Origin of the sequence: Hyphomonas sp. TMED31, assembly GCF_002172815.1 — a bacterium.
GTDB classification, from domain to species: Bacteria; Pseudomonadota; Alphaproteobacteria; order Caulobacterales; family Hyphomonadaceae; genus Hyphomonas; species Hyphomonas atlantica.
On the sequence record NZ_NHCK01000013.1, the window covers coordinates 1 to 20,592 of the forward strand.

A 20,592-nucleotide genomic window follows, 5' to 3' on the forward strand; every position below is an offset into this window, starting at 1 on the left:
AAAGTGTGGCTTCCAAACGTCACCAGAATACTTCATGAAAACCTTCGGCAACAACTAGAATCTCAAAAAGCCGACCAACAAGCAAGGCTCGAAATGCAAAGGAAGAAAGAAGAGCAGATGGCAAAAATCAACAGCAACTTGAGTTTCTAAGCACTGAAAATGATGACTGTCTGTTAAGGCACCAACACCGTCGCCCCGGTTGTCGTGCCGCTCTCTATCGCCTCGTGGGCCTTCGCGGCTTCGGATAGCGGGAAGCGTTGGCCGATGTCGGCTTTGAGGGTTCCGGAGCTCAGGGCACTGAAGAGGAGGCTGGCGCCGCGCGTCAGGCTTTCCGCATCCTGAATGAAGCTGAACAGGGTTGGCCGCGTCATGACGAGGGAGCCGCCCTGCGCCAGACGGCCGGGCGGGATCGGCTCAACCGGGCCGGAGGCGTTGCCATAGGTGACGAACCAGCCTGCCGTACGCAGACTGTTCANGCTTTCCTCNGCGCTGATGCGGCCNACACTGTCATANGACACGTCCACGCCGCGCCCGCCGGTCAGCTCCCGCACCTTGTCGGCCACGCCNTCATAGCCGATGATCACATCTGACGCGCCCAGCGCCTTGGCCTTTTCGGCCTTNGCTTCCGTTGAGGTGACGGCGATGACGCGCGCGCCAAGGCTGGCCGCCCANGGCACCAGCAGGCTGCCCACGCCGCCCACNGGGGCCCAGACCAGGATCGTCTCCCCNGCCTGAAGNGGGCGCACCTCGAACANNAGCGCCCAGGCGGTGAGCCCTTTCAGCAGAACGGCGGCNGCATCCTGCGGGGTGATGCTGTCCGGCAGGGGGATCATGCGCTCGGCCGGGCCGGTGAAGTGGCTGGCATAGGTGCCGCTGGCCAGATAGGCCACCTTGTCGCCGGGCTTCAGATGGGTGACGCCCTCGCCCACTTCCTGCACGGCGCCNGCGCCTTCCTGTCCGGGCGTGAAGGGAAAGCGCACGGGGTACAGNCCGGTGCGGTGATAGGTGTCGATGAAGTTCAGGCCCGCCGCGCTCTGGCGNANNGTNACCTCACCGGGGCCGGGCTTGCGGGGGATGAAGTCTTCAACTTGCAGCACGTCCGGGCCACCGGTTTCGTGCATCTGGATGCGATAAGGCTGGGTCATGGCTGCTATAGAGACCCGAGGCGCGCTGGAGCGCAAGAGCGACTCGCGTTTCTCTGNCGCCATGACGAACACAACGCTGATCATTGCCGGTGTGGATGAGGCGGGCCGGGGGCCCTGGGCCGGGCCGGTGACGGCCGGCGCGGTGATCCTGGACCCGGCACAGCCCATTGAGGGCCTGACCGATTCCAAGAAACTGACCGAGGCAAGGCGCGATGCGCTGGCCCCCCTCATCCGAGAGCGTGCGGCGGCGTGGAGCGTGGCGCATGCCACACCGGAAGAGATCGACCGGCTGAACATAAGNCAGGCGACNTTCCTGGCGATGGAGCGGGCCGTGGCGGGGCTCGGCCTGGTGCCGGGGCACATATTGGTGGATGGCAACGCCCTGCCCGCGGGNTTCCCCTGCAGCGCGGAGGCCATCGTGAAGGGCGATTTGACGGAGCCGGCAATCTCCGCCGCGTCGATCCTGGCGAAGACGGTGCGCGACNNNCTGATGAAGGAACTGGACGCCGCCTTCCCGGCCTATGGNTTTGCCCGGCACAAGGGCTATGGCACGGCGGCCCATGCCGCAGCGCTGGCAGANCACGGCCCCTGCCCGCACCACCGCCAGAGCTTTGCCCCGGTGAAACGGGCCCTGACGCGGGCCTNAGCGCGCGCCTGAACCCGTGGTCGGCCCGGTCTTAACCAATTGGGCGATCCTGTAAGCAAATCTCCTCCGCAGGCCCCTGATCCGGCCACAATTTAACGGCTGATTAACCGTTGCAGGAGAGCTTCGCGCAATTGTGGAGGGTCAGGCTCATGTGGATATTATTCGGATGGCATACGTGGTGGGGCGAATCCGGGAGGCCGTATCGCTTCAAGATCACGCTGACNCCNAAGGGCCTGCCGGATCAGGGCGGCGTCTATGTGTTCGTGCAGCGCCGCTTCGTCTTNTTCCTGTTCCCGCTCTACATNGGCAAGGCCGCGAACTTCAAGAACCGGCTGATCGGCCATGAACGCTGGTGGGAAGCCTGGTGGAAGCGCGGCGCGACCGAGCGGCANGTGNTGGTGATCAAGAAGGAATCCGATCGCGCGCGGATCGAGGAAGACCTGATCCGCCGCTACCAGCCGCGCATGAATGACATCCTCATCCCNCGCGGCCACAATGATGCNCCGAACAATGCGCGCCTGCGCTTCTGGTGGAAGCTGAAACGCATGTTCCGGATTCCGTTCCTGGCGCGCTAGGCCGGGNTTTCNGCTTGGCCCGTGCGCCCTGTTTGCTAGGGTGATACGGAGGCCNTACCCCGGGGGAACCAGACCATGCTTGCACGTTCGAAACTGCCGCTTGTTGGCCTGCTGATCCTGTTGGGAGCGTGTACCGACACGTCCGCCGCACCGGCACCTGATCTTGCGCAGGAAGAGGCGGTACTGCGCGCGCTGAAATCAGACACATGGCCAGGNATCTATGCGGCAAATGATGCAGACGCGTTGGCCGCGTTCCTGGCTGATGATTTCGTACTGATTGGCGGCGGCGTGCGCACGAAGGCAGATGAAGTGGACTGGATGCGCGAGCATAGCTGGANCGCGCCGGAGGATTTCAGGTTTGAGGTGGATGACGTGATCTTCCTTACGCCGGACTCCGCATTGGTCTACGGACGCGGCCTGAGTACGCGNGAGACCGAAGACGGCACGCCGTGCCANCACAGTTACNCATCNTCCAACACGTTGCGGCGCANCGCCGATGGCTGGCACGCGGTTTCGTCGCATGTCTCTGACGCGACCTGCGCCCCCGACGCCGCCGAGGACTAAGCCGCATAGTTCCCGCACGGGTCCGGACGCGGATGGATGTACGCCGCACGCACGTCTGGCTGGCCGCCCCTGTGTGACGGGTCGCTGGCGGGCCTCTGGCAGGCTCGTGACGGCGTCATGACGTGGCTGGACAAGGGCTTTCTCCCCATTCTGAACGCGGTTACAAACAGCCCATGGAAGGGGAACACACATGCAATTCGATGCTGATGCCGCCAAAATCAAACGCTGGCGCGAAGAGCGCCACTGGTCACAGGAACATCTGGCAGAGCTCGCGGGGATTGGCGTGCGCACGGTGCAGCGGATCGAGACGGGCGAAAAGGCCTCTGGCGACTCCCTGAAGGCGTTGGCGGCGGCGTTCAACGTCGATGTCATGGCGCTGACGGTGGATGCGAAGACCGAAGCAGAGGCCATGATCCGCGAAAAGAACGCCAAGGCGACCGCCGCGATGCGGCTCGGCTTCTTCATCCATCTGGCCAGCTATCTGTTCGGCATGATCGTATTCGCGGGAATCAGCCTGAGCATTGGCGGCGAGCGCTATGCCATGCTGACGCCGACAATCTGGTGGACGGTCGGCCTTGCGGGCCACGCCCTGGCGCTCGCCATGGTCGAATTGACCGCGCGTTACCAGCAGCAGGTCGGCGCTGCGGATTGACCGGCGAACCGCGCGAAACGCTTGCGCGGGAAACCCGGCCCGTGAGATAGGGCGCGCATGGCAGATGATACGTCCACCTTCACCGCGGCACCGCCGCTGTTCGCAGATGCGCCGTCCGGTGTCAGCTTCAAGAAGCTGCGCAAGCGGCTGGTGCGCGGCGCGCTGAAAGCAATTGATGACTACAAGATGGTCGACCGGCGGGCGGTGGATGCCGGTGAGGCGAAACGGCCGAAATGGCTGGTCTGCCTGTCCGGCGGCAAGGATTCCTATGGCCTTCTGGCCGTGCTGCTGGATCTTCAATGGCAGGGCGCGCTACCGGTGGACCTCGTCGCGTGCAATCTGGACCAGGGCCAGCCGGGCTTTCCGAAACATGTCCTGCCTGACTGGCTGGACACGGTTGGCGTGCGCTACCGGATCGAGACGCAGGACACCTATTCCATCGTGACCGAGAAGGTGCCGGAAGGACGGACCTTCTGCGCCATGTGTTCCCGCCTGCGCCGGGGCATTCTCTATCGTATCGCGCGGGAAGAAGGCTGTGACGCCATCGTGCTCGGCCATCACCGGGACGATGCGCTGGAAACCTTCATGATGAATTTCGTGCATGGCGGCCGGCTCGCCGCGATGCCGCCGAAGCTGTTGAACGATGAAGGCGACGTGTTTGTGCTCCGCCCGCTGATTACGGCGGCGGAAGACGATCTGGCGAAGTTTGCCGAGGCGATGGCGTTCCCGATTATCCCCTGCAATCTCTGCGGCAGCCAAGACGGGCTGCAGCGCGTGGCGATGAAGCAGATGCTGGACGAGTGGGAGAAGAAGAAGCCGGGCGTGCGGCAGGTGATGGCACATGCGCTCGCCACCGTGCGACCAAGCCATCTACACGATCCACGCGTGTTCGACTTCGCCGGACTGGAGATTGGCGATCCGGGCGAGGATGATCCGAACGTGCCGTTTTAGGCGGTGTCAGTCTGGCGCGTTCACAAACAAGAGAACGATGCCGCTGGAGATTGCATATTGGAATGCGCCCCCCTGCGCGGCGGCGCCCAGCGGGGTCTGCCACATTTGGAAGTATGCCCCGCCAATCACCATGAACAGGCCAAACCAGACCAGCAGCGCCATGACACAGCCTATGATCGCCCATGTTTTTGCATCGTTGAATCGCTCAGCCGATCCACTACGCACCCGGACCATATCGAATGCGCCTTTTAGAGAGAAGGCGGCCACGAGCAATTCTCCGACAATTATGAAACACAGGATNATTGTGATGAGAGCGGNTGATGAAATTCCTGGCCCGAACGCNTTNGGATAGGCCTCATTCCCTTCCATNGGNAGGACGCCCTGAACGAATCCCTTCGCGGCCCCAAANTTCACGATNTTGTTGAGCGCGTAAAACAGGCCCTGNAGCCCGACNAACACGATGAGCATTATTTTCGACAGTCTTATCATGGCGTCCTCCCTACCAAGAGGACAATGCTAACCGAATTTGGCCTGAATAGCGACGGTCATCCACCCGCTTGCAAAAAAGGCGCGGCCCCGCAAGGAACCGCGCCCATCAATTTAAATTGCGTCTGGCTTACTTCCGCCAGACAGCGGCCATCGCCGGGTCTTCTTCTTCGCCCGTGTATTTGCGTGTTTCGGCGCGGCCGACGACCATGTGGTGCACTTCGTCCGGGCCGTCCGCGAGACGCAGCGTACGCTGATTGGCGTACATGCGGGCCAGCGGCGTCCACTGGGATACACCGGCGGCGCCATGCATCTGGATGGCGTCATCGATGATGGCACAGACGCGTTCCGGCACCATGGCCTTGACCATGGAAATCCAGACGCGGGCTTCCTTGTTGCCCAGCACGTCCATCGCCTTGGCGGCCTTGAGGACCATCATGCGCATGGATTCGATCTCGATGCGGGCGCGAGAAACTTTCTCGATGTTTCCGCCCAGCTTGATCAGGTCACGGCCAAAGGCCTGACGTGTCATGCCGCGCACAACCATCAGATCCAGCGCCTTTTCGGCTGCGCCGAGCGAACGCATGCAGTGGTGAATGCGGCCTGGCCCCAGGCGCAGCTGGGAAATCTCGAAACCGCGCCCTTCACCGAGCAACATGTTTTCCTTCGGCACACGCACATTCTCGAAGCGGATATGCATGTGTCCGTGCGGCGCGTCGGGGTCGCCGAAGACGTGCATCGGNCCGAGGATCGTNACACCNGGATGNGGCAANGGCACGAGGATCTGGCTTTGCTGCTTGTTCGGCTCTGCGTCCGGGCTGGTCTTCACCATACAGATCATGATCTTGCAGCGCGGGTCGCCAGCGCCGGAAATATAGAATTTCTCGCCATTGATGACCCATTCATCACCTTCCAGAACGGCGCTCATGGACACGTTCTTGGCGTCGGATGATGGCAGGGCTGGTTCTGTCATCGCGAAGGCGGAACGNATCTCACCATTCAGCAATGGCTTCAGCCAGCGCTCTTTCTGTTCCGGCGTGCCGACACGCTCCAGAACTTCCATATTGCCGGTATCCGGCGCGGAGCAGTTCATCGTCTCGGACGCCAGCGGGTTCTTGCCCAGCTCTGCCGCGATATAGGCGTAGTCAAGGTTCTTCAGGCCTTCGCCGGTTTCGGCGTCAGGCAGGAAGAAATTCCAGAGGCCCTGTTTCTTGGCCTCGTCCTTGGCCTTTTCCAGCGCTTCCAACTGGCCGGGCGCGTAAGACCAGATGTCGGTCTTGCCTTCGCCGAGGCGATGAAATTCCTCGCTCATCGGGTTCACGACGTCNCGAATGAAGGTCTTCACATGCTCGTAAAGNGGCACGGCCGCATCCGACATGCGCANNTCATTCAGGTCATTCTGGACGTCCATGGACGTTTCAGTATCCGCCATTTCGGTGTCTCCTCTCAGACTGTGTTATTGGGGGAATGGTACGCCTTGCGGCTGCAGCACCGCAAATTGTTTCTATGAAATGTTTTGTGTCGGTGGCTGCNCCCCTGCGTCCGGGGTCGCGTTTTCCGACAAACGGGTCTAGGTCGGCACCATGAGCCCGATATCTGCCGCCATCATTCTCGTCACTGTGTTGGCCACGAGTTTCCTGTCGGGCATATTTGGCATGGCTGGCGGCATCATCTTCATGGGTGTGCTGGCTGCGCTGGTTCCCGTGGCCACCGCCATGATCATACACGGCACCGTGCAAATGGTGGCGAATGGCTACCGGGCCTATCTTTGGCGAGAGCATATCGACTGGACCATTTTCCGGCGCTACGCGCTCGGCTCGGTCGCGGCGATTGGATTGCTCTTCGCGCTGAGCTGGCGACCAGACANGCAGATGGTCTACCTGATGCTGGGTCTCGTNACCCTGCTNGTNTGGCTGCCNAANTCGGTCGCNGATCTCNATATCCAGAAACGGTTCCAGGCCGAGGGTGCCGGATTTGTCGTGCAGGCGCTGAACACCGTCGCCGGGGTTGCCGGGCCACTGATGGACCAGTTCTTNGTGAACACGGCGATGACGCGCCATCAGATCGTTGCGACAAAGGCCGTNACGCAGGTCCTGGCGCATTTTGTNAAGATCATCTTCTGGAGTGTACCCGTCATCATGGCGTCCGGCATCAAGATGCTGCCGCCAGCCTGGCTGATCCTTGCGGCGGTGCCGCTCTCCATGCTGGGCACGACCTTGGGCGGCAAGGTGTTGGACCGGATGAGCGATGTGAACTTCAAACGCGGCATGAAATATCTTGTGACGGCTGTGGGCGTGGTGCTGCTGATGCGCGCCGCCGGCTGGCTCTAGAGCCGCCGCGCACAGGCTTTCCAATTGTGTGGGCGTGCTCGCCGCGTTCATTCACCACCTCTATTCTNGCGGTGACGATAACGCGNGCTCGATCATTCGGGAAATTTATTATATGAAGACTTNACATCACCACNGGTGATGAATTGGAGNGCGCCATGAACCTCAGATCGCTGGACCTGAACCTGCTGCCCGTACTGGAGGCTGTCTACACTGAACGCAGCCTGACACGGGCGAGCGAATTCCTGCACATCACCCAACCGGCCGTCAGCAATGCCCTGGCGCGGCTGCGCACNCATTTCGAGGATCCGNTGTTTGTGCGCGAAGGGCNCGGCGTGAAGCCAACCGCAATGGCCGAAGCGCTGATGCCCGCTGTACGCGACGCNCTGGACAGATTGCGCGCCGGGCTAGAGCCCCGATCGGCGTTCGAGCCTTCCCGGTCAACGCGTGTGTTCAACATCTCGGCGCGCGATGCAGGCGCGTTCATGATCGCGCCTCGCCTTGCCCAACGCCTGCAAGTCGACGCGCCTGGGGTTCGGATCGCCTGGACACAACTCAATCGCGGGGCAATCTCTTCCGAACTCGCCTCAGGTCGCCTGGACCTGGCGATTGACGTGCCTGGCATTCGCGGCACTGACCTCGAACGCGAGCAATTGATGACGACGCCCTATGTGTGCGTTGTCTCGGAAGACCATCCGCAGGCTGGCACAGAGATGAGTTTTGAAGCCTATCTGGAGCTTCGCCATGTTGTCGTGTCCAGTCGCCGGGAGGGCCGCTCCTACGTCGAGGAGGTCGCGCGGACGCATGGCGCACGCATCACGCCCGTCATGCGACTGCCCCATTACATGCCCGCGATGGAGATTGTGCGTCAGACCGACCTGGCGCTCACCCTACCGGCACTGATGGCCCCGGCACCGGGATTGGTGACTCATGAATTGCCCGGCGTTTTCCCGCCGCTGGACAGCGAGCTCTACTGGCGGCGAGAGAATTCTGAGGATGCTGCCTTGTCCTGGTTGCGGTCGCTTATTCTGGAAACGGTGGAGGATATTCTGCCGCGCTTGCCTTCCACCTGAGCAGGCGATACGAGAGCCCCGTCACTTGGGGAGTAGCCAGCCGGTCTGATGATCGGGCCTCCGCGTCAACATACTCGGCCAACAGGTCGTGGCGCGAAGGGAGCGGGCAACCGTTCGGGCGAGACCAATGACGCCGCTTTCCTGCTCGGGCCGGGCACGGGANGCTGGTGTCATTGCGTTAGTATTGCCCGGCCTGGAGACCGCCATTCATGGAAGCCCTTCTCACCTCCACACTTGTGGTCGCGCTCGCGGAAATCGGCGACAAGACACAATTGCTCGCCATCCTGCTGGCTGTGCAATTTCGAAAGCCGCTCGNNATTATTGCCGGGATATTCGCTGCCACAATCGCAAATCACTTTCTCGCAGCACTGATCGGATCGCAAGCCGCCGCATTTCTTGAAGGAGACTGGTTTCGGTATCTGATTGCCGCATCTTTCCTGTTGATGGCGGCCTGGACGCTGATCCCCGACAAGCTGGACGAAGATGAGCGCCCGCGCATGCGAAACGGCGCCTTCCTCACGACACTGATCACCTTTTTCCTGGTGGAGATGGGTGACAAGACGCAGGTGGCGACGATCGCGCTAGGCGCCCAGTTTGAGCAAGTTGCGCTGGTCACGCTCGGCACGACANTCGGAATGATGCTGGCCAATGTGCCAGCGGTNTACTTTGGCGAAGNGGTAATCCGGCGCGTGCCCCTCAGCGTGGTCAGGCGGCTCGCGGCACTGTTATTCCTCGCGCTTGGAATTTGGCTGATCGCTGAAACGGCGGGATGGCTGTAGCNGACCATCAGGTTCCGATGCGGTGATATTCCTCATCACGTTCCGCAGCCAACCGGTCNCGGATCGTCTCATCATTATAGCCGAACTCATGAAGTGTNCGCCCGGCCATTTGCAGGCCGGATTCGACCGCATCCGGAATAACTTCCTTGGCCCCGGCATCGATCAGGCGCTGGGCATGCTCGTGGTCCCGCGCGCGGGCAATGATNGGNACTTCCGGCCGCAANTTGTGGAATGCGCGNACCATGCCCTCNGCNGCNNNNACATCNTCNACNGTNACNACGAANAGGCGCGCGCCATCTGCGCCTGCGCTGTGAAGGATTTCCGGGCGAGCCGCATCGCCCAGATAGGCACGCCAGCCAGCGTTTCGGGCGCGGGAGACGTTGACCGCGCTGCGTTCCAGCGCCACCACATCAGCCTCTTCCGCCGCCAGAATGCGGGCAACCGCATGCCCTACCCGGCCAAAGCCCGCAATGATGACGTGGCCCTCAAGGTCAGAGAAGTCTTCCTCCAGCGTGTGGGCAGGTTCCTGCGCCCTCAGGCGATCCGCAATGAACGTACCGACCTTGCCCAGGGTCGGGATCAACAGCATGGAAAGGCCCGCAATCGCGGCCATCATCCCTCCGGGCTCGGGCGCCAACGCNCCAACAGCCGTTGCTGCCGCAATCACGACAAAGGCAAATTCCCCCGCAGGCGCGAGAAGAAATGCCGCCTCGATCGACATCGGCGTCTTGCCAGCAAAAAGGCGCAGGGCACCAAATCCGATAAACAGTTTCAGCAACAGCAATGCGCCCAGTCCAGCCAGGATCACCCCAGGCTGGGACAGGATCGACGGCAAGTCGAGACCCATGCCGACCGTCATGAAGAACAGGCCAAGCAGGATGCCCTTGAATGGCTCAAGGTCCACTTCGGTCTGGTGCTTGAACTCTGTCTCGCCCAGCAACAGCCCCGCAAGGAACGCCCCAAGCGCAAGCGACAGACCNGCCGTCGCGGTAATGGCCGCTGCCCCGACCACAGTCAGCAAGGTCAACGCCATCAGGAAGTCTCGTCCCCCGGCAGCAGCGGCGAGACTGAACATGCGGCGCAATCCGAAACGACCGATGATCATGATCGCCACAATTGCGATGACGCCATTGACCAATGCTTCCAGAAGGACGGCAGTAAGGTTCGTACCCGCTTCGATGTTCACGAAGCCCACGAAGATCAGGATTGGCGCGACGAGAATGTCCTGAAACAGCAGAACCGCCAGCGCGGCGCGTCCGACCGGCTGGGCCGCCTGTTTCTGCTCGATCAGCAACTGCATGACGATGGCAGTGGACGAAAGTGCGAGCGCAAGACCGCAGATGATGGCCGCTTCTGCTGGCAGCCCCACCTGCCAGGCGATCAGGCCTATGGCGAGCGCACTGACCCCGGCTTGCAAACCGCCTGCGCCAAACACAGCGCGCCTTAGTCCCCAGAGTTTTTCGAACGAAAATTCCAAGCCCAGCAGGAACAAGAGGAACAGCACGCCAAGCTCAGCAAACGGCGCAGCGGCTTCAGGTTCTGAAATCGAAAAGTATTCGAGGAAGTGGTACTGATGCGCCAACTGGCCCAACGCATACGGGCCGAGCGCAATGCCGGACAGCATGAAGCCGACCACGGCGGGCAGTTTGAGATACCGGAACACGGGTACGACGACACCCGCGGCAAANAGGAAGACGACCGCATCCTTGATGAGTATCTCGTGACCCGGTTCTGTCATGCCTCGCTCACACCCTCTAAATTATCCAGCCTCAGCCCCGCCGAGCGCGGAAGAAGTCTTTCAGCAGGGCGCTGGCCAACTCACCCGTCGCCTCGTCCTGCTCCACGTCCGGCCGCCAATGACAGGTCGGCTGTTCGAAGAAGCGCGCGCCATGAATCACCGCGCCNCCCTTTGGATCACACGCNGCGAATACGAGCTTGCCGATACGGGCAAAGCTGATCGCCCCGGCGCACATCGCGCACGGCTCCAGTGTCACATAGAGATGCAAACCGGTCAGCCGGTAATTCCCCCTGGCCGCCGCCGCTGCGCGCAACGCAATGATTTCAGCATGCGCCGTCGGATCATGCCCGGCAATCGGGCAATTGGCCCCCTCGCCCACAATAGCGCCCGTCTCCGGATCCACGACCACAGCGCCGACCGGCACTTCACCGGCCTCAGCAGCCTGCCGCGCCAGCNCCAGCGCGCGGGTCATCGGATCAGAAGGAATTGTCATGAGAATGGGATCGCCTTACACGGGCCCAAAGTAAAGGGATGGCTTGTCGAATGCGCATCATTGCCGGACAGCACAAGGGGCGCGCCATTGCTGCGCCAAAGGGACAGGGTACGCGGCCGACCGGGGATCGCGCGCGCGAGTCCATCTTCAACATGCTGGCCCATGCCGACTGGGCGCCCGAGATGGAAGGTGCGCGCGTGATTGACCTGTTCGCGGGCTCTGGCGCGCTGGGGCTGGAGGCGATGAGCCGGGGCGCGGCCTTCTGCCTGTTCGTCGAGACCGATCACGGTGCGCGCGGCGCGATCCGCGACAATATCGAGACGCTCGGACTATACGGGAACACGCGCCTGCATCGCCGGTCCGCGACCGATCTGGGCGAGAAGCCCGCCGGAGTGGGCAGCCCGTTTACGCTGGCCTTTCTGGATCCGCCCTATCACAAGGACCTCGTCGAACCGGCTCTGGCGTGTCTCGTTTCTGGCAACTGGCTGACCGAGAAGGCTGTTGCGGTCGTCGAGACCGGATCGGACGAGATGATCGCGCCGCAAGGGTGGGATGTTATTGNAACACGCGACTATGGCGCAGCGCGNATCTGGTTCCTGACGCAAAGCTAGCCTTCAAAGAATTCCTTGCGCAAATCCAGATGTGTCTGGTTCGTGCCGATCATTTGNCCACACTCTGCCAACCAGCTTTCAGCCGCAGTGCGGCCCATTTCCTTGAGTTTTGTAAGGAAGCTCCAACTCGTATCATATTTTGTACGTAGNCTGAATTCCAGAAGATCCTGCCCACCCTTGATCGCGTGAATATTGAGACGACGGTACTTCTTGAGCATCGGCTCCTTAAGCATGCCGTCATCCAGCAGACGCTGGACAAAGGCGATGGCACGCAACTCTCCGATCAGGGCCGCATTGAAGCTGATCTCATTCATACGGTCCTGAATTTCGCCAGCCCGTTTCGGNANGCCATCNCGACGAATGGGGTTCAGCATCACCAGCANCACNTCGCGCGGCGCTCCGGAATAGATAAGCGGAAACANGCTCGGGTTGCCCATGAATCCGCCATCCCAATAGGCCTCGCCATCAATTTCCACAGCCTGGAAGGTCTGAGGCAAGCAGGCCGAAGCGAGCACNGTATCNAGCGAGATATCGCCATCCTNGAAAACAGTGACGTGACCGGACTCAACATTGGTCGCCGACAGAAACAGTTGGATGCCGGAATCATCCACTTTCGAAAAGTCGATCACGTCCTTCACGACATCCCGCAATGGATTGATGTTGAACGGATTGAGATCGTACGGGCTGGCGAGGCTCTGTACCGCACTGGCGTAAGCGAAGGCGATGGGGCTGAGCGCACCATAGGGCGTCAAGCTGCGGCCCGAGCGGGAAATNCCGCGCCACAACGCTTCCAGCGTATCCTTCGCGCCTTGAGCCCCGTTTTCCGCCATACCAGCCGCCANCGCCACCGCATTCATGGCCCCAGCCGAAGTTGCCGTAATCGCAGAAATCTCCAGTGACTCCTCCTCAACCAGCCTGTCCAGAACACCCCAGGTGTAAGCACCATGTGCGCCGCCACCTTGNAGGGCGAGGCTGAGGGATCGCGAGGTCTGCTTTGCCATTCTGGAAATCCCGTCTTCAGTCTTGATGAAACTCACATTGCGGTTTCTGGCTTAGTGCGTTGTTCGCTCAGACATATGACACAAATGCCCTGGGTCTCCCCATCGTGACGCTAAAACGCAGGCTTTGTCGAATCTGGTCGATTTTGGCACAGAGTTTGCGTTAAAATGCCCCGTAGCCAATTGGAAAAGCAGGTATCCGCGATGCCGTACGAGATTCCGCCAAAGCCCGTGATCTCAGTCATCATGGCGAATTACAACAGTGAGGCCTTCCTCGCTGGCGCANTCCATTCGGTGCTGAACCAAACCAAGGTCGCACTCGAACTGATACTTGTCGATGACGGCTCCAGCGACAANAGCGTGAAGATCGCTGAACAGATTGCTGTCACTGANCCTCGCCTGCGCATCGTTAGCGGAACACGTTNTGGCGGCCCNGCGCCTGTGCGCAATCGTGGACTGGAAGACGCCAAGGGCGACTGGATCGCCATTGTCGACAGTGACGACTTGATCGTTCCCAATCGTCTGGAGCGCATGCTGTTTGCCGCCGAAGAGGCCAACGCTGACATCCTGATCGACAATCTTGCCATATTCCAGTCTGATGGTCCGCCAAATATCACGACCATGTTCGAAGGCGATTTGCGTGAGCGCCCGGCTCGCATCATGGAGAGTGAGTACATCAAGGCAAACATGATGTATGGGCGTGGCAGTAAGCTCGGCTATGCAAAACCACTGATCCGGCGGGCATCGTTGGAAACCAACAACATCCGCTACAACGAATCCATGCGAATCGGGGAAGATTACGACCTTATCGTCCGCCTACTGTCAGCAGGCGCGCGCATGATGAGCATCCCGGATGTCATGTATTTCTATCGCAAGCATGGCCAATCCATTTCGCACAGGCTTGACGCCATATCGCTTGATGCGNTGGCCCATACGGCCAATGAAGCCCTGCGCCAACCTAATCCGCATGCAGAAGTTACAGCAGCNCATGTTGCCCGGCTAAAGTCTATTCAACGCGCGGTCGTGTTCGATAANGTCATGACAGCGCTGAAACAGAAAGACGTGTTGGGCGCCGCAAAACTGGTCGGNACGGAACCCTCCGTAATNCCCCTCCTGCGTATGCCGGTGATCAGCCGCATCCAGCGCCGGACCGGAAACCCTCTCGCACGATACGAGACCGACCTTGAAGTTCAGTTGGGCGAGCTTCGCGCACTCTGTCACATCAGCGCATGACCGACACTCCTATGAACAGGGTTGCACCCGCAGTGGGTACGGTATGTTTCAAAGGCGACGATGTTCTGCTGATCCAGCGTGGAACCAAACCACTTCAGGGCCAGTGGTCCCTGCCGGGTGGCCGCATCGAGCGCGGAGAACATGCTGACGTTGCCGCCTTGCGCGAACTGAAAGAAGAAACTGGTATCACGGCGCGGATCGTTACTCTGGTCGATGTGGTCGATGCGATCTTCAGATCACGCCAAAGTGGTGACGTCACCCGACACTACCTTCTGTTCGACTACGCTGCCGTCTGGATCTCGGGCGAACCAAATGCCGGAGACGATGCCGCACATGCCGAATGGATGAGCCCAAGTCGTCTGAACCAGCTGGACCTTTGGGAAGAGACCCGCCGCATCATCCATGCGGCCCGGCTCGCGATCACTCAACCAAACTGAGACTTGACCGCCCCTACGTCACCCGCTTGATCTGCTGATCAGACAAATCATAGCGGAGGACACCAGATGACTTATGCACCTTTCAATCTCGCAGGTAAGGTCTGCGTCATAACCGGCGGGAACAAGGGCATTGGCCTAGGCATGGCTGAAGCGCTGGCCGCATCGAATGCAGATATTGTGATCTGGGGCCGCAAGGCAGACGATAACGCCGAAGCCGTGAAGAAGCTGGAAGCTCTCGGCACCGGCAAGGCAAAAGCCTGGCAAGTCGATGTCGGTGAGGAAGACCAGGTCGTAAAGGCCATGGCCGAAGCGGAAGAAGAGTTTGGCCGCATCGACACCTGTATCGCCAATGCCGGTGTCGGACGCGGCGCGGCAAATTTTGGCGACATGACGCTCGACACATGGCGCTACAATCAACGCATCAATTCTGAAGGCGCCTTTCTTACATTGCGGGAGGCGGCCAAGTCGATGGTCAAGCGTGCCAAAGCCGGCGACCCGGGCGGCAGTCTGGTGGGGACAGCTTCGCTTGCTGGTATTGAAGGCGCAGGCCGCAATCAGGCTTACGGCCATACCAAGGGCGGGCTGATTGCCATGATGAACGCGATTGCGGTTGAGTATGGTCGCTATCTGATCCGGGCAAACTCCATTCTGCCAGGCTGGATTGCTACAGATATGACAGAAGGTGGCCAAGCGAACGAAGTGTTCAACACAAAAGTCATCTCCCGCGTGCCGATCCGACGTTGGGGAGAACCGGAGGATTTTGGGGGTATCGCCGTCTATCTGGCGTCAGACGCCTCGAAGTATCATTCCGGCGACACGCTGATCGTCGATGGGGGGTATGCTAAATTCTGATCCGCACCTGAACGCGACAAACAAAAAAGGGCTGCCCGCAGGCAGCCCTTTNCNTATNTGNTCAAGACAATACCGATTANTCGGTTGGCTCTTCCGTAGTAGCTTCTTCTGCTTCGTCGGCAGCTGCTTCCGCGTCGTCAGCGGCGTCTTCANCAGCTTCTTCCGCNTCGGACATNGCGTCGTCCANAGCTTCGCNNGCATCATCCATNGCGGCNTCGACGTTGTCGCCNGCTTCTTCNAGNGCTTCGCCAGCNTCNTCGACAGCTTCNTCAACCGCNTCAGCAGCGTCATCCGCAGCTTCTTCGATGGACTCAACCGTCGTGGTTTCTTCAGGAGCCGTCGTTTCTTCNGCTGCACAGGCAGCCAGAACAAGCGCAGACGCACCAATAATCAGGAGTTGTTTCATACCTTTTCCCCTACTTCAGGCCAAAGATGACCGGGCAGAGGTTTACCATCTGCCGACCATGACGCAAAGATGGTTTCAGCTGAGGCGCGANTGCAGCCCGTTCGGACGATTATTCTAGAATTAGTGCGACTTCGCGCCCTGCTGAGGCAATTTCGGGCGGTTTCGGGCACTTCTTCATCATTGTTTAGGCCTGATCTGCGCGTTCGCTTCTCCTATCANCAGGCGCGCGAAACTCAGGATTTCTTCGAATCTTGTGCAGAATCGAAGAAGCTGACCGAATCAGCCATGAGGCGCAGCGATTGATTTCCCCCTGCCCGGTCAATCTCGCGCAATCCGCCTTGCGTTGACGCAAGGACGGCAATTTACGGTCCCTCAAAACCGAAAAGACTGATCCGGGAGACATAAACATGGCCTTGCAGACTGCACTCACGAAAATGCTCAATATCGAACATCCGATNATGCTCGCAGGCATGGGCGGCGTGTCCTATGCGGAGGTTTGCGCTGCCATGTGCAATGCGGGCGGCTATGGCGTGCTGGGCATGGCGGGCACCACACCAGACTTTATCGAAGGCCAGATGAAGCGCGTTCGCGAACTGACCGACAGGCCGTTCGGCGTCGACCTGCTGGCCGCGAGCCCCGAAAGCCTGGAAGAAAGCGTCGATGTCATCATCAANAATGGTGCGGACAGCTTCATCGCAGGACTTGGCGTGCCCATGCCAATCATGGAGCGNCTNAAGAAAGCCAATGTAAAAGTCATGGTTGTCGGCGGCGCNGTGAAGCATGCCATCAAGGCCGAACAGGCTGGATGTGACGCAGTGATCCTGCAGGGCGGCGAAGGCGGNGGNCATACGGGCCTNGTCGGNACNATGCCNCTNGTCGCGCAAGCNGTGGAAGCCGTGAACATTCCGGTGATCGCGGCNGGCGGCATCTATGACGGGCGCGGCCTCGCAGCGGCCTTGTCGCTTGGCGCTTGTGGCGTCTGGATGGGCACTCGCTTTATCGCCTCAACCGAGGCGCATGCCGCTCAGATGTANAAGGACACCGTGGTCGGAGCTGNCGACACGGATACAACTCGCACGCGTTGTTATTCGGGCAAGCCAATGCGTTGCCGTACGAACGANTACATCAAGGATTGGGAAGGCCGCCCGGAGGACATCCAGCCCTTCCCGCATCAGGCAATCCATTCCCACCAGACGGGTGTGATCGGCGGCATCGGCGGCATCACGGATGAAGAGAAACTCAATCCGGACACGTCCTGTTTCGCGATGGGNCAATCAGCAGGCGGTGTGAAAGAGGTGAAGCCNGTGGCAGAAATCGTGGGCGACATCATGCGCGACGCCGAGGCGGCCATTGATCGCGTATCGTCCCTNAAGGCCAAGGCTACAGCCTGATCAACACGTAGTTCCCAAGTAAAAAGCCGGACCTGTATGGTNCGGCNTTTTCTGTTCGATCGCTACTCTGCTGGGGTCANGCGAATGAGACGCCCGCCCTCCTTGTCTTCCAGCACATAGAGCGCGCCGTCAGGACCTTGCTCAACTTCACGAATGCGCTTGCCCCATTCAAACCGTTCCGCTTCCTTCGCCACCGGTTCCGTCTGACCGTCTTTTGGTGGTTGGCCGAGATTGTCCGTCGGCTGNGTTTCGAATGATACGCGGATCAANGCTTGTGAAGACAGGCCACCTATGAAGGCATTCCCCTTCCAGTCTGCGAACATATCTCCGTCATAAAAGACCAACCCGGCCGGGCTGATGGCCGGAACCCAGGCGATGGCCGGATCTTCGAATATCGGATTGCTTTCATGTGTCGGGATCGGCTTGCCGCTATAGTGATCACCCTCTGACACTTCCGGGTAGCCATAGTTTTCGGATCGCACGATCAGGTTCAACTCGTCTCCGCCCTTTGGGCCCATCTCCACGACCCAGAGACGTTGCTCTCCATCAAACGCAATTCCGAGCGGATTTCGGTGGCCGAGCGTCCATATCTGATCCGCCATTGCCCCGTTTCCATAGAANGGGTTGTCTTCCGGAANNGAACCATCNTGATTGATNCGCACNACCTTGCCCAGATTCATCGCCATGTTNTGNGCNGGCGTAAATTTCTGGCGTTCGCCNGACGCNATGAACAAATGCCCATCCTGNGCGATNGCCANTCGATGNCCATAGTGNCCNTTNCCAGTCANTTTNGGNGNNTGNCGCCANATGACTTCNCGGTTNTCCANAGNGCCGCCTTCAGCCTTGAGACTGAGCGTTGCCCGTTCAACCGCTGCGCCGCTTAAATTGTCATCCTCTGCATCGCGCTCGACATAGGACAGAAAAACGGTGTTGTTGTCGGTGAAGTCCGGATGAACGATTATATCTCCCAGGCCACCCTGGCCTCGCGCCGTAACGGATGGCACATTTGCGATTTCGCCGAGCTTTTTGCCGTCTGCTCCCAACAGCCACAGATTGCCATCCTTTTCGGAGACAAGCGAACGCCCGTCCGGCAGAAAAGTCATCGCCCACGCACTTTCAAACGTCTCGAGCGGAGTCGCTGTCAGAGCCGTCCCCGCCGTTCCAGTGACGCTCATGGGCTCTGGTGCTTGCTCGTGATGTTCAGCACTGGCACACCCTATAAGCAATGCGGCGGCGCTGGCGCTGACGATTGAGCGCAGAGTGTATGATGACATGAAAATTCCTCCGGAGGCAGATATCTGCTCCGGAAAACGCGGTACGGCGCCAAGGGTTCCCCGCTACGAGTCCGCGAATGTCTCAGAGGGCACAAGATGCCTGAGTGGTTCACCCGCCAGATACCGCTTGAGATTATCCAGGAAGGTCTCATCGGCNCGAACGTAAGTCGCCTGCGTCATGGCACTGTTGTGTGGTGTGATCGCGATCTTCGGATGCTTCCAGAGCGGGCTGTCTTTCGGCAGCGGCTCCTCAGCTGTTACATCAACAGCGGCGAAGGCTGGACGGCCTGCATCAAGCGCCGCAACGAGCGCGCCCTCGTCAATCAGTTGTCCGCGGCCCAAATTCATCAGAAGAGCGTCGGGTCTCATCGCAGATAGAAATTCTTCGTCCACAAGCCCCTCGGTCTCGTCCGTAAGCGGAAGGCTGAGCAACACCACATCCGCCTGCGCCAGCTCACTTTTAACCAACGCCATCGGAACAATGTGATCGGCGCCCTCGGCCGGGCCGGGAGAGCGACGCGCCCCCGTAACATGTCCGCCAAGCAACTGCACGCGTTTGCCAACCGCCGAGCCGATAGAGCCATACCCGACGATCAGCCAGCGCGACCCCATCATCTCGCGCATCTCCAGTCGGCTCCAGTTTCCGTCAGCCTGCTGGGCGCGATGTTGGGGGCCACATTTCAGAAAGTCGAATGCCTGCCACAGCGCCCACTCCGCCATCGCTTCAGACTGGGTGTGGTTCGTGGTGTAGAGCCGCGAAATTTTCCCAACGGAGATCAATGCAGCATTGTCGAGCCCTGCCGCAGACGACTGGAACCAGTCAATCCCACCAGTCTTGAGAACAGCGATCATGAAATCGCGGACATGATCCCCGAACCAGACGTCTGTATTGCCGAACACGATGTCCGGGCGGATGTCATGCACCACGGTGCCGTCCCCGGCATGGGAAAACAGGCCATCTTCGTCCATCACAATGAACTCGACCTTGTGTTCAAGGCCCTTGAGCCTTTCGCGAATGCGCGCAAAAGTCTTCGCATGAAGCAAACAGGTTTTCATGTCCTCCTGCTTAGCGCGCTCGCCTTCTGCGGCGCAAGCGTGGCGCAGTCCGATCTGCCAATGCGCGGGCCGGATTACTTCCGTGATGCCAAGGATTTGGCCGCCACATTGGGCGCCGCGCACGCCATTCGGGTGGAGTGCAATGGCCGGGGCGACCAGTACTGGCGGCGCTACATGTCCGACATGTTGAAATATGAAGCGCCCAATCGCGGCGCGGTACGCAGCTCACTTGTCGAGGCTTTCAACGAAGCCTTCACCAGCGCTGGCCGCATCTACCAGTCCTGTGACAATCGCGCGGTTGAAGCGGAAGCGGATTTCGCCGTGAAAGGCCAGGAAATTGCGACCCGCATGGCGACCCACTATTTCCCTCAGCCCCCAGCGCGCAACGACTAGGATTCGGTCGATACCACGCTGACATCGTCCAGCAGGAAACGCGGCCCGGTGCCAAGCCCGCGCGCGCGGTCCTCCGGATTGTATAGCTGGCACTTTTTCAGCGACAGGCACCCACACCCGATACACCCATCCAACTTCCGCCGTGTGCGCTCCATCAGCGCTATGCGCTCGTCCAGCAAATGCCGGAAGGCGGTACTGATCCGCGTCCAATCCCGCTTCGTTGGCGTCCGTCGGTCAGGCAGTGACGACAGAAGCTGGCCGATCTCCTCAATTGTCAGCCCGATCTGCTGGGCAATCAGAATGAACGACAAGCGGCGGATATCCGACCGCAGGAAAACCCTCTGACCACCCGGTGAACGCTCGGGATGCACGAGCCCGCGTCCCTCATAAAACCGGATCGCCGAGACCGACAGGCCGGTCCGCGCCGCCACTTCGCCGATCGTCAGCCCTGTCTGAACCGCCATGAAAAAACCTTCCATTTCGCGCTTGACCTCAACTTAAGTTGAGGAATT

Annotated in this window: 23 protein-coding genes and 1 riboswitch; of the genes, 14 read left to right on the forward strand and 9 right to left on the reverse strand. The window is 60.0% G+C overall.

The features are described 5' to 3' along the window. Positions 1–173: 173 nt before the first annotated feature. On the reverse strand, positions 174–1,145 hold the full coding sequence (locus CBB91_RS01610) for a quinone oxidoreductase (RefSeq protein WP_273011407.1): 972 nt from the start codon (positions 1,143–1,145) through the stop codon (positions 174–176). Positions 1,146–1,206: 61 nt separating this feature from the next. Between CBB91_RS01610 and rnhB the strand changes: the two genes are divergently transcribed. The 5 genes from rnhB (at position 1,207) to ttcA (ending at position 4,533) form a co-directional block, all read left to right on the forward strand. After that, positions 1,207–1,803: a ribonuclease HII gene (rnhB, locus tag CBB91_RS01615; protein WP_273011408.1), complete on the forward strand. Its 597-nt coding sequence runs from the start codon at positions 1,207–1,209 to the stop codon at positions 1,801–1,803. Between the two features lie 137 nt (positions 1,804–1,940). Continuing rightward, complete coding sequence (locus CBB91_RS01620) at positions 1,941–2,366, forward strand: GIY-YIG nuclease family protein (protein WP_273011409.1); 426 nt, start codon at positions 1,941–1,943, stop codon at positions 2,364–2,366. 75 nt (positions 2,367–2,441) lie between these two features. Next, positions 2,442–2,930, forward strand: coding sequence for a DUF4440 domain-containing protein (locus CBB91_RS01625; protein WP_273011411.1), 489 nt, complete (start codon positions 2,442–2,444; stop codon positions 2,928–2,930). Positions 2,931–3,120: 190 nt separating this feature from the next. Further along, positions 3,121–3,582: a helix-turn-helix domain-containing protein gene (locus CBB91_RS01630; RefSeq protein WP_273011412.1), complete on the forward strand. Its 462-nt coding sequence runs from the start codon at positions 3,121–3,123 to the stop codon at positions 3,580–3,582. 57 nt (positions 3,583–3,639) lie between these two features. Further along, positions 3,640–4,533: a tRNA 2-thiocytidine(32) synthetase TtcA gene (gene ttcA, locus CBB91_RS01635; RefSeq protein ID WP_051602755.1), complete on the forward strand. Its 894-nt coding sequence runs from the start codon at positions 3,640–3,642 to the stop codon at positions 4,531–4,533. A 6-nt stretch (positions 4,534–4,539) separates the two neighbouring features. On the opposite strand, the gene CBB91_RS01640 is transcribed toward ttcA, so the two are convergent. After that, a complete protein-coding gene (locus CBB91_RS01640; protein WP_273011413.1) occupies positions 4,540–5,022 on the reverse strand; it encodes a DUF2165 domain-containing protein in 483 nt (160 codons plus the stop codon). 127 nt (positions 5,023–5,149) lie between these two features. Beyond that, the gene (locus CBB91_RS01645; RefSeq protein WP_273011415.1) at positions 5,150–6,451 is read right to left on the reverse strand and encodes an acyl-CoA dehydrogenase family protein; all 1,302 of its coding nucleotides are present in this window, start codon (positions 6,449–6,451) and stop codon (positions 5,150–5,152) included. Positions 6,452–6,602: 151 nt separating this feature from the next. Between CBB91_RS01645 and CBB91_RS01650 the strand changes: the two genes are divergently transcribed. The 3 genes from CBB91_RS01650 to CBB91_RS01660 all read left to right on the forward strand — a co-directional run bounded on the left by CBB91_RS01650 (position 6,603) and on the right by CBB91_RS01660 (position 9,198). Then, entirely contained in the window at positions 6,603–7,349 is a 747-nt protein-coding gene (locus tag CBB91_RS01650; RefSeq protein WP_273011417.1) for a TSUP family transporter, read from the forward strand. 155 nt (positions 7,350–7,504) lie between these two features. Continuing rightward, complete coding sequence (locus CBB91_RS01655) at positions 7,505–8,419, forward strand: LysR family transcriptional regulator (RefSeq protein ID WP_273011419.1); 915 nt, start codon at positions 7,505–7,507, stop codon at positions 8,417–8,419. Positions 8,420–8,433: 14 nt separating this feature from the next. Further along, a riboswitch (yybP-ykoY riboswitch) is annotated at positions 8,434–8,559 on the forward strand. 69 nt (positions 8,560–8,628) lie between these two features. Further along, positions 8,629–9,198, forward strand: coding sequence for a TMEM165/GDT1 family protein (locus CBB91_RS01660; RefSeq protein ID WP_273011421.1), 570 nt, complete (start codon positions 8,629–8,631; stop codon positions 9,196–9,198). Positions 9,199–9,205: 7 nt separating this feature from the next. Here CBB91_RS01660 and CBB91_RS01665 read toward each other — a convergent pair whose 3' ends face one another. Together CBB91_RS01665 and CBB91_RS01670 are read right to left on the reverse strand one after the other, a co-directional pair. Continuing rightward, positions 9,206–10,936 (reverse strand): cation:proton antiporter, encoded by a 1,731-nt coding sequence (locus CBB91_RS01665; protein ID WP_273011422.1) that lies wholly within the window; start codon positions 10,934–10,936, stop codon positions 9,206–9,208. Between the two features lie 31 nt (positions 10,937–10,967). Then, a complete protein-coding gene (locus CBB91_RS01670; RefSeq protein ID WP_273011424.1) occupies positions 10,968–11,429 on the reverse strand; it encodes a nucleoside deaminase in 462 nt (153 codons plus the stop codon). A 50-nt stretch (positions 11,430–11,479) separates the two neighbouring features. Here CBB91_RS01670 and rsmD point away from each other — a divergent pair, with 50 nt between their 5' ends. Beyond that, positions 11,480–12,040 carry a 16S rRNA (guanine(966)-N(2))-methyltransferase RsmD gene (rsmD, locus tag CBB91_RS01675; RefSeq protein WP_273011426.1) on the forward strand — a complete coding sequence of 187 codons (561 nt, stop codon included), beginning with the start codon at positions 11,480–11,482 and terminating at the stop codon, positions 12,038–12,040. Here the strand turns inward: rsmD and CBB91_RS01680 are convergent. Further along, positions 12,037–13,041: a patatin-like phospholipase family protein gene (locus CBB91_RS01680; RefSeq protein WP_273011429.1), complete on the reverse strand. Its 1,005-nt coding sequence runs from the start codon at positions 13,039–13,041 to the stop codon at positions 12,037–12,039. The genes rsmD and CBB91_RS01680 overlap by 4 nt on opposite strands. Positions 13,042–13,242: 201 nt before the next feature. Here CBB91_RS01680 and CBB91_RS01685 point away from each other — a divergent pair, with 201 nt between their 5' ends. The 4 genes from CBB91_RS01685 to CBB91_RS01700 all read left to right on the forward strand — a co-directional run bounded on the left by CBB91_RS01685 (position 13,243) and on the right by CBB91_RS01700 (position 17,357). Further along, a complete protein-coding gene (locus CBB91_RS01685) occupies positions 13,243–14,271 on the forward strand; it encodes a glycosyltransferase family 2 protein (protein WP_273011431.1) in 1,029 nt (342 codons plus the stop codon). Further along, a complete protein-coding gene (locus CBB91_RS01690) occupies positions 14,268–14,708 on the forward strand; it encodes an NUDIX hydrolase (protein ID WP_206741194.1) in 441 nt (146 codons plus the stop codon). Before CBB91_RS01685 ends, CBB91_RS01690 begins: the two co-directional genes overlap by 4 nt. A 66-nt stretch (positions 14,709–14,774) precedes the next feature. Beyond that, entirely contained in the window at positions 14,775–15,560 is a 786-nt protein-coding gene (locus CBB91_RS01695; protein WP_035552998.1) for an SDR family oxidoreductase, read from the forward strand. An 813-nt stretch (positions 15,561–16,373) separates the two neighbouring features. Next, complete coding sequence (locus CBB91_RS01700) at positions 16,374–17,357, forward strand: nitronate monooxygenase (protein ID WP_273011435.1); 984 nt, start codon at positions 16,374–16,376, stop codon at positions 17,355–17,357. Between the two features lie 62 nt (positions 17,358–17,419). Here CBB91_RS01700 and CBB91_RS01705 read toward each other — a convergent pair whose 3' ends face one another. Together CBB91_RS01705 and CBB91_RS01710 are read right to left on the reverse strand one after the other, a co-directional pair. Further along, positions 17,420–18,631: a PQQ-dependent sugar dehydrogenase gene (locus tag CBB91_RS01705; protein ID WP_345906701.1), complete on the reverse strand. Its 1,212-nt coding sequence runs from the start codon at positions 18,629–18,631 to the stop codon at positions 17,420–17,422. Positions 18,632–18,694: 63 nt separating this feature from the next. Beyond that, positions 18,695–19,687: a D-2-hydroxyacid dehydrogenase gene (locus CBB91_RS01710; protein ID WP_273011438.1), complete on the reverse strand. Its 993-nt coding sequence runs from the start codon at positions 19,685–19,687 to the stop codon at positions 18,695–18,697. On the opposite strand from CBB91_RS01710, the gene CBB91_RS01715 reads away from it, so the two are divergent. Next, entirely contained in the window at positions 19,667–20,080 is a 414-nt protein-coding gene (locus CBB91_RS01715) for a TIGR02301 family protein (protein ID WP_162175990.1), read from the forward strand. The two genes, CBB91_RS01710 and CBB91_RS01715, sit on opposite strands and share 21 nt — an antisense overlap. On the opposite strand, the gene soxR is transcribed toward CBB91_RS01715, so the two are convergent. After that, complete coding sequence (soxR, locus tag CBB91_RS01720; protein ID WP_035553356.1) at positions 20,077–20,544, reverse strand: redox-sensitive transcriptional activator SoxR; 468 nt, start codon at positions 20,542–20,544, stop codon at positions 20,077–20,079. The genes CBB91_RS01715 and soxR overlap by 4 nt on opposite strands. Between the last annotated feature and the right edge of the window lie 48 nt (positions 20,545–20,592).

Coding starts and splice junctions, on each gene's coding strand:
- CBB91_RS01630 (WP_273011412.1), top strand. CDS start 3,121: ATGCAATTCGATGCTGATGCCGCCAAAATCAAACGCTGGCGCGAAGAG.
- ttcA (WP_051602755.1), top strand. CDS start 3,640: ATGGCAGATGATACGTCCACCTTCACCGCGGCACCGCCGCTGTTCGCA.
- CBB91_RS01690 (WP_206741194.1), top strand. CDS start 14,268: ATGACCGACACTCCTATGAACAGGGTTGCACCCGCAGTGGGTACGGTA.
- CBB91_RS01695 (WP_035552998.1), top strand. CDS start 14,775: ATGACTTATGCACCTTTCAATCTCGCAGGTAAGGTCTGCGTCATAACC.
- CBB91_RS01715 (WP_162175990.1), top strand. CDS start 19,667: ATGAAGCAAACAGGTTTTCATGTCCTCCTGCTTAGCGCGCTCGCCTTC.
- soxR (WP_035553356.1), bottom strand. CDS start 20,544: ATGGCGGTTCAGACAGGGCTGACGATCGGCGAAGTGGCGGCGCGGACC.